Annotated in this window: 6 protein-coding genes; all 6 read right to left on the bottom strand. The window is 76.1% G+C overall.

Annotation, left to right across the window (positions count from 1 at the left end):
* A partial coding sequence (locus ABT297_RS42385) for an ABC transporter ATP-binding protein (protein WP_350559648.1) occupies positions 1–1,479 on the bottom strand: 1,479 nt, incomplete at its 3' end.
* A complete protein-coding gene (locus ABT297_RS42380; protein ID WP_350559645.1) occupies positions 1,476–3,197 on the bottom strand; it encodes an ABC transporter ATP-binding protein in 1,722 nt (573 codons plus the stop codon). The genes ABT297_RS42380 and ABT297_RS42385, both read right to left, overlap by 4 nt.
* A gap of 23 nt (positions 3,198–3,220) precedes the next feature.
* A complete protein-coding gene (locus tag ABT297_RS42375; protein ID WP_350559642.1) occupies positions 3,221–3,460 on the bottom strand; it encodes an MbtH family protein in 240 nt (79 codons plus the stop codon).
* Complete coding sequence (locus ABT297_RS42370) at positions 3,438–4,256, bottom strand: ABC transporter ATP-binding protein (RefSeq protein ID WP_350559654.1); 819 nt, start codon at positions 4,254–4,256, stop codon at positions 3,438–3,440. Before ABT297_RS42370 ends, ABT297_RS42375 begins: the two co-directional genes overlap by 23 nt.
* Before the next feature lie 20 nt (positions 4,257–4,276).
* Entirely contained in the window at positions 4,277–5,341 is a 1,065-nt protein-coding gene (locus ABT297_RS42365; RefSeq protein WP_350559639.1) for a FecCD family ABC transporter permease, read from the bottom strand.
* Positions 5,338–6,273 carry an iron chelate uptake ABC transporter family permease subunit gene (locus tag ABT297_RS42360; protein ID WP_350559651.1) on the bottom strand — a complete coding sequence of 312 codons (936 nt, stop codon included), beginning with the start codon at positions 6,271–6,273 and terminating at the stop codon, positions 5,338–5,340. The genes ABT297_RS42365 and ABT297_RS42360 overlap by 4 nt, the downstream gene beginning before the upstream one ends.
* Positions 6,274–6,471 lie beyond the last annotated feature (198 nt).

Here is a 6,471-nt window from a genome sequence, read left to right as displayed (position 1 = left end):
CGCGGCGGTCAGCTCGTGCCCGCCCTCGCCGACGACCGTGTGCGGGCCGTCGGGCAGGTCGGCGACCCAGCCCGCCGCGCCCACCGTCGCCAGCGCGGCCTCGACCTCCGCCTCCGTGGCGCCGGGCCGGGCCAGGCGCAGGTCCTCGAGCAGCGGCCCGGCGAAGACGTGGGTCTCCTGGCTGATGATCGCGACCCGGGAGCGCAGGGCCGGCGGGTCGAGGTCGGCGAGCGGCACCCCGCCGATGGCCGCGAATCCGGCCGCCGGCCGCAGGATCCCGGCCGCGACGGCGGCGAGCGTCGACTTGCCGGCGCCCGTGGAGCCGACCAGGGCGACCCGCTGGCCCGGCTCGATGCGCAGGCTCACACCGTGCAGCACGTCCGGCCCGCCGGGATAGCGGTATCCCACGTCGCGGACCTCCAGCGTCGCCCGGTCCGGGTCGCTCTCGGCGCCCGAGCGAGGTGCCGGTGCCGGCCCCGAGGCGCGCTCCTCGTCCGGCATGCCGGCGACGCCGACCAGCCGGGCGAGGCTCGCGCCGGCCGCCTGGAGCTCGTCGAACGTGTACAGCAGCATGCCGATCGGGTTGAACAGCCGGTGGAAGAGCACCGCCGCGGCGGCCGTACCGCCGACCGTCACCGCGCCGGCGCGCACGAGCAGGAACCCGGTCACCACGATCGCGGTGAGGCCGACGAACTCGGCCCGGTTGACCCGGCCGACAAACCTGGTGAACAGCGTGAACACCGACACCGACAGGTCGCGGGCGCGCGCCGACGCGGTGTCGATCCCGGCCAGGTGCGGCTCCTCCAGGCGGTAGGCGTGCACCGTGCGCCGGCCCTGCACGCTCTCCAGCAGCAGCTGGGAGCGTTCGGCGACCGCCACCCGCTCCCGGGCGTAGATGGGCGCCGAGCGGGGCAGGTACCAGCGCAGGGCCAGCACGTACAGCGGCACCGCCAGCAGCCCGGCCAGGCCGAGCCGCCAGTCGATGCCGACCATCGCGAGCAGGCTCAGCGTGCCGAGCAGCAGCGAGGCGATCATCGTGGGCAGCACGTCCGTCACCGCCTTGCCGACCGCCGCGACATCCGGCCCGACCCGGGAGAGCAGCTCGCCGGCGCCGGCGCGTTCGAGCCGATTGGCGGGCAGCGTCAGCGCCCGCGCGACGACGCTCTCCCGCAGCGTGGCCAGGATTTCGCCGCCCAGGCGGGCGATGCGGTAGCTCGACAGGCCGGCCGTCACGCCGGCCACGACCGCGGCGGCCGCGATGACCACGGCGACCGGGACGACCGCCGCGGCGCCGGCGCCGGCCCGGACCCGGTCGACGAGCACGCCGAGCGCGTACGCCGGGGTCACCGCGGCCGCGGCGGCGAGCACGCCCACCCCGGCCGCGACGATCGCGCCGCCCCGGCGCCGCCGCAGCTCGCCGCGCAGCCAGCGCAGTGTCTCCCGCCGGTCGGCGACCGGCAGCGAGGAATCGATACTCATCGCAATACCATCCTGCGGTAGTCCTCGTCGGCGGTGCCGAGCTCGGCGTGGCGGCCCTCGGCGCGGGCCCGTCCGGCGTCGAGCACGACGACCCGGTCGGCGACGGCGAGCAGGGCCGGGCTGCTGGTGACGACGAGCGTCGCGTACCGCTCGCCGGCCTGCGCACCGTGCCGCAGCGCCCGCACGGCCCGGGCGATCGAGTGCTCGGTGACGGCGTCCACGGCGGTGGTCGGGTCGTGCAGCACCAGGACCGGCGGGCGGGCCAGGAGCGCGCGGGCGAGGGCGAGCCGCTGCCGCTGCCCGCCGGACAGGCTCATCCCGCGCTCGGCGACGACGCGTTCGGCGCCGTCCGGGTGGTCCGCGACGACCTCGTCCGCCGCCGAGGCCGCCAGCGCCTCGTCGAACCCGTCGGGCCGTTCGATCGTCCCGGCGGCGGCGCCGCCGCCGGTCGCGGCGGCGACGTTGGTCGCCACGGTGCCGGTGAACAGGTCGCTGCGGTGCGGCTCCACGAGCAGCGCGGCGCGGGCGCGGGCCAGGTCGAGCTCGTGCAGGGCGGTGCCGCCGAGCGACACGGTGCCGTCGTACTCCTCCGGCGACGCGCCGCCGGACAGCACCCGCATCAGCGCCTCCGCGTCGGCGGAGCGCGCCGCGACGACGCCGACGAGCTCGCCGGGGCGCACCGTCAGGTCGAGCCCGTCGAGGGAGCCGTGCCGCAGCCGGACGACGTCCAGCCGCGGCGCCGGGCCGACGGGCTCGGTGCCCTCCGGCAGCCGTACGCCGGCGGCGAGTACGAGGGCGGCGCGATCGGCGGACGCCCGGGCCTCCGCGACCCAGCTGGGCACGATCGCGAGCAGCCCGAGCGGTTCGAGCAGGAACTGCGCGAGCCCGATGACGGCGATGAACTCGCCGACGCTGATCCGCCCGTCGAGCGCGAACCAACCGGCCAGCACGGCCACGCCGCTGGCCAGCAGGGCGCTGCCGGCGGTCGACGCGGCCAGGTTCCAGCCCTGCGCGCGGGCGGCCGCCAGCGCGGCGCCGAGCGACTGGCGGCTGACGTCGCGGTACCGCTGGTCGGCGGCCCGTTCGGCGCCGAGGCCGCGCAGCGGGCGGATCCCGGCGACCAGGTCGGTGGCCAGGGCGCTGGCCCGTCCGGCGAGCTCCTGCTGGCGGGTCACCCGGCGGGTGATGCGCGGCGCGGCGGCCTGCATGCCGAGCAGCACCAGCGGCGTGCCGGCGAGCACGAGGACGCCGAGCGGCACGTCGATGGACAGCAGCACGCCGGCGCAGGCGATGGTGGCGGTGATCGCCCCGGCGATGCGCGGGATGTAGTCCAGCAGGTAGGAGACGTTGTCGGCGTCGGTGCTCGACACCGTCAGCAGCTCACCCGCGCGCAGTTCGGTGCGGATGCCCCTCGGATGCATGATCTTCGCGGCCACCTCGCCCCGCATGAGGAACCCCTCGTTGGCGATGGCGAGCATGAGCTGGCGCGCGCCGAAGCGGTAGCAGGTGGTCACCGCGACGAACAGCACGCCGAGCGCCGCCACCCAGACCAGCAGCGCGCGGCCGTCGCCCGGCGCGACGGCCCGGTCGATGCCGACGCCGATGAGGATCGGCACCGCCGCCTCGGCGAGCTGGTGCAGGCAGATGAGGGCGCTGCCGGCGACGAGCCGCTTCCGGTTGCGGGTGACGGCGCGCCACAGGATCCGGGATCCGGTCACCGGCGGCATCACGCGCGACCATCTCATGCGGCTGGGGCCGATTCCCGCGCCATGCTCTCGCGCAGGCTGCGGGGGCGCAGGTCGGTCCAGTGCCGCTCGACGTAGTCGAGGCACTCCTGGCGCGCGGTCGCGCCGCCCTCGCCGAAGACGATGCGCCAGCCGGCGGGCACGACGGCGAAGGTCGGCCACAGCGAGTGCTGGTCCTCGTCGTTGACCAGAACGAAGAACGTGCCGTCCTCGTCATCGAACGGGTTGCTGGACATCTTCATGCGTCCTCTCTGCTGGTGCCGGCGTGCGGTGCAGGTCGCCGGCGCGGGGAATCACCAGCGGCGTGCTGGTCTCGGGGTCGGGAATGATCCGGCAGCGCAGCCCGAACACCGCCTCGATGCGCTCGGCCGTGACGACCCGGCCGGGCTCGCCCTCGGCCACGACCCGCCCGTCCTTCATGAGCACGAGGTGGTCGGCGTAGCGGCAGGCGTGGTTGAGGTCGTGCAGGACGGCGACCATGGTGGTGTTCTGCTCGCGGTTGAGCCGCAGGCACAGCTCGAGCAGCTCGACCTGGTGGGCGATGTCCAGGAACGTGGTCGGCTCGTCGAGCAGCACGATCGGCGTCTGCTGGGCGAGCACCATCGCGACCCACACCCGCTGGCGCTGCCCGCCCGACAGCGTGTCGACCGGCTCGCCGGACAGGTCCTGGACGCCGGTCGCCGCCATCGCGGCCACCACGGCGGCCTCGTCCTGTCGGGACCACTGCCGCAGCAGCCGCTGATGCGGGAAACGGCCCCGCGCGACGAGCTCCGCGACCGAGATGCCCTCGGGCGCGATCGACGACTGCGGCAGCAGCCCGAGGCGGCGCGCCACCTCCTTGGCCGGGTGGACGTGGATCGCCTTGCCGTCGAGGACGACCTGCCCGGCGGCGGGCGTGAGCAGCCGGGCGAGGGCGCGCAGGAGGGTGGACTTGCCGCACGCGTTCGGCCCGACGATCACGGTGAACCGGCCGTCGGGAATCTCCAGGTCGAGGCCGGTGCTGACGGTCCGGCGCTGGTAGCCGACGGTGATGTTCTCGGCGCGCAGCCGGGTCACGGTTGTCTCCTCGCTTGCCGTACGAGCAGCCACACGAAGTACAGGCCGCCGACCGACGCGGTCACCACGCCGACGGGCAGCTGGGTCGGTGCGAACGCGTGCTGCGCCACCCAGTCGCCGGCGATGAGCAGCAGCGCGCCCATCGCGGCCGACGGCGCCAGGGCGATGCCGGCGGTGCGGGCCAGCCGGTGCGCGAGCTGCGGGGCGGCGAGCGCCACGAACGAGATCGGCCCGGCGACGGCGGTCGCGGCCGCGGTCAGGGCCACGCCGAGCCCGAGGTAGGCCAGCCGGACGCGCTCGACGCGCACGCCGAGGGCCGCCGCCGCGTCGTCGCCGAGCTCGAGGAGCCCGAGCCGGGGCCCGAGCGCGAGCAGGGCCGCGCCGAGGGCGCCGATCGTGACGGCGGCGGGTGCCACCCGGTCCCAGCCGACGCCGTTGAGGCTGCCCTGGCTCCACACGGTCGCGGTGATCGCGGTGTGCAGGCCGACCTTGATGATGAACCACTGGTTGAGCGAGGCGAGCACGGCGCTGACCGCGATGCCGACGACAATGAGCCGGAACCCCTGGAGCCCGCCACGGCGGGCGAACAGGTAGACGAGCGCCGCGGTGGCGACGCCGCCGATGAAGGCGGCGGTGGCGATCTGGGGATAGCCGCGCCCGACGAAGACGATGCAGACCAGCACGCCGGTGTAGGCGCCGGTGCTGAACCCCATGACGTCGGGGCTGCCCAGCGGGTTGCGGGTCAGGGCCTGGAAGATCGCGCCGGCCAGGCCCATCGCCGCACCGACCAGCAGCGCCAGCAGCACCCGGGGCAGGCGCCACTCGACGACGACCAGCCGCACGGCGCGCGAGCCCTCGCCGGCCAGCGCCCGCAGCACCTCGGTGGGCGACGCGGTGAACTCGCCGCTGCCGAGCGCGAGCACCGCCACCGCCGCGGCGGCGACGAGCAGGACGGCGCAGGTCGCGGCGCCGCGCAGCCCGACGCGCGAGGACACGGCCCGGCCGGCGCGCAGCACGAGCACCCGGCGGCCGAAGTCGACGGCGGCGCCCGTCCGCTTCACAGCGCGCTCGCATTGCGCCGGCGGACCAGCCAGATGAGCACGGGTGCGCCGACGAAGGCCGTCACGATCCCGGCCTGCAGCTCGCCCGGGCGCAGCACCAGCCGGCCGACGATGTCCGCGGCGAGCAGCAGGACGGGGCCGCCGACGAGCGTGAAGGCGAAGATCCAGCGCTGGTCCGGCCCGACGATCCAGCGGGCGACGTGCGGGACCATCAGGCCGACGAAGCCGATCGGCCCGACGGCGGCGGTCGCCGCCCCGGCCAGCAGCGTCACCGACAGCACCGCCGCGGCGCGGGTGCGGGCGAGGTTCGCGCCGAGCGAGCGGGCCAGGTCGTCGCCGAGGGCGACCGTGTTGAGCGACCGGGCGACGAGCAGGGCCAGCGCCAGCCCGGCCACGATGAACGGGGCGACCGCGGCGACGACGTCGAACCTGCGCCCGGTCAGCGCGCCGACGTCCCAGAAGCGCAGAGCGTCGAAGGCGCGCGGGCGCAGCAGGCGGATGCCGGCGGAGACGCCGTCGAGGACCGCGCCGAGCGCGACGCCGGCCAGGAGCAGCCGTACCGGGCTGACGGCGCCCCGGCCGACGGCGGCGAGCGCATACACCAGGACCATGGCGGCCGCCGCGCCGGCGAAGGCGAACCAGACGTACGCCGTGATCCCGGAGAGCCCGAACAGGCCGATCGCGACCGCCACGAACAGGCCGGCGCCGGCGTTGATCGCGAGCACCTGGGTGTCGGCGAGCGGGTTGCGGGTGACGCCCTGGATCACCGCTCCGGCGATGCCGAGCGCGCCGCCGACGAGCAGCGCGAGCAGCGTGCGCGGCACCCGCAGCTCCCGCACGATCGACTGGTCGGCCGTCCCGGTGTAGTGCGCGAACGCGTCCCAGATCGTGCCCAGGGAGAGGTTCCTGGTGCCGACGACGATGCTGAGCAGGCAGCAGACGCCGAGCGCCGCGACGGCCCAGGCGAGCCACAGGACGCGGCGGGCGTTCGTCGCCGCGAGCCCGGTCGCCGGTCGTGGCCGCGGTTGCGGCGAGCCGTCGCCGACCGCCGCGGTGGCCGGGGCCGGCGAGGCGACCGCCGGTGCGAACTGGGGGGCGGCCTGGGGGGCGGCCTGGGGACCCGGCCGGCT

Origin of the sequence: Dactylosporangium sp. NPDC000555, assembly GCF_040300025.1 — a bacterium.
GTDB lineage: Bacteria > Actinomycetota > Actinomycetes > Mycobacteriales > Micromonosporaceae > Dactylosporangium.
The sequence above is the reverse complement of the archived record's forward strand: the minus strand, read 5'-3'. Positions and strand labels throughout refer to the sequence as shown.

Excerpts from the sequence above, each read along its gene's own strand:
- ABT297_RS42375 (WP_350559642.1), bottom strand. The coding sequence starts at position 3,460 with ATGTCCAGCAACCCGTTCGATGACGAGGACGGCACGTTCTTCGTTCTG.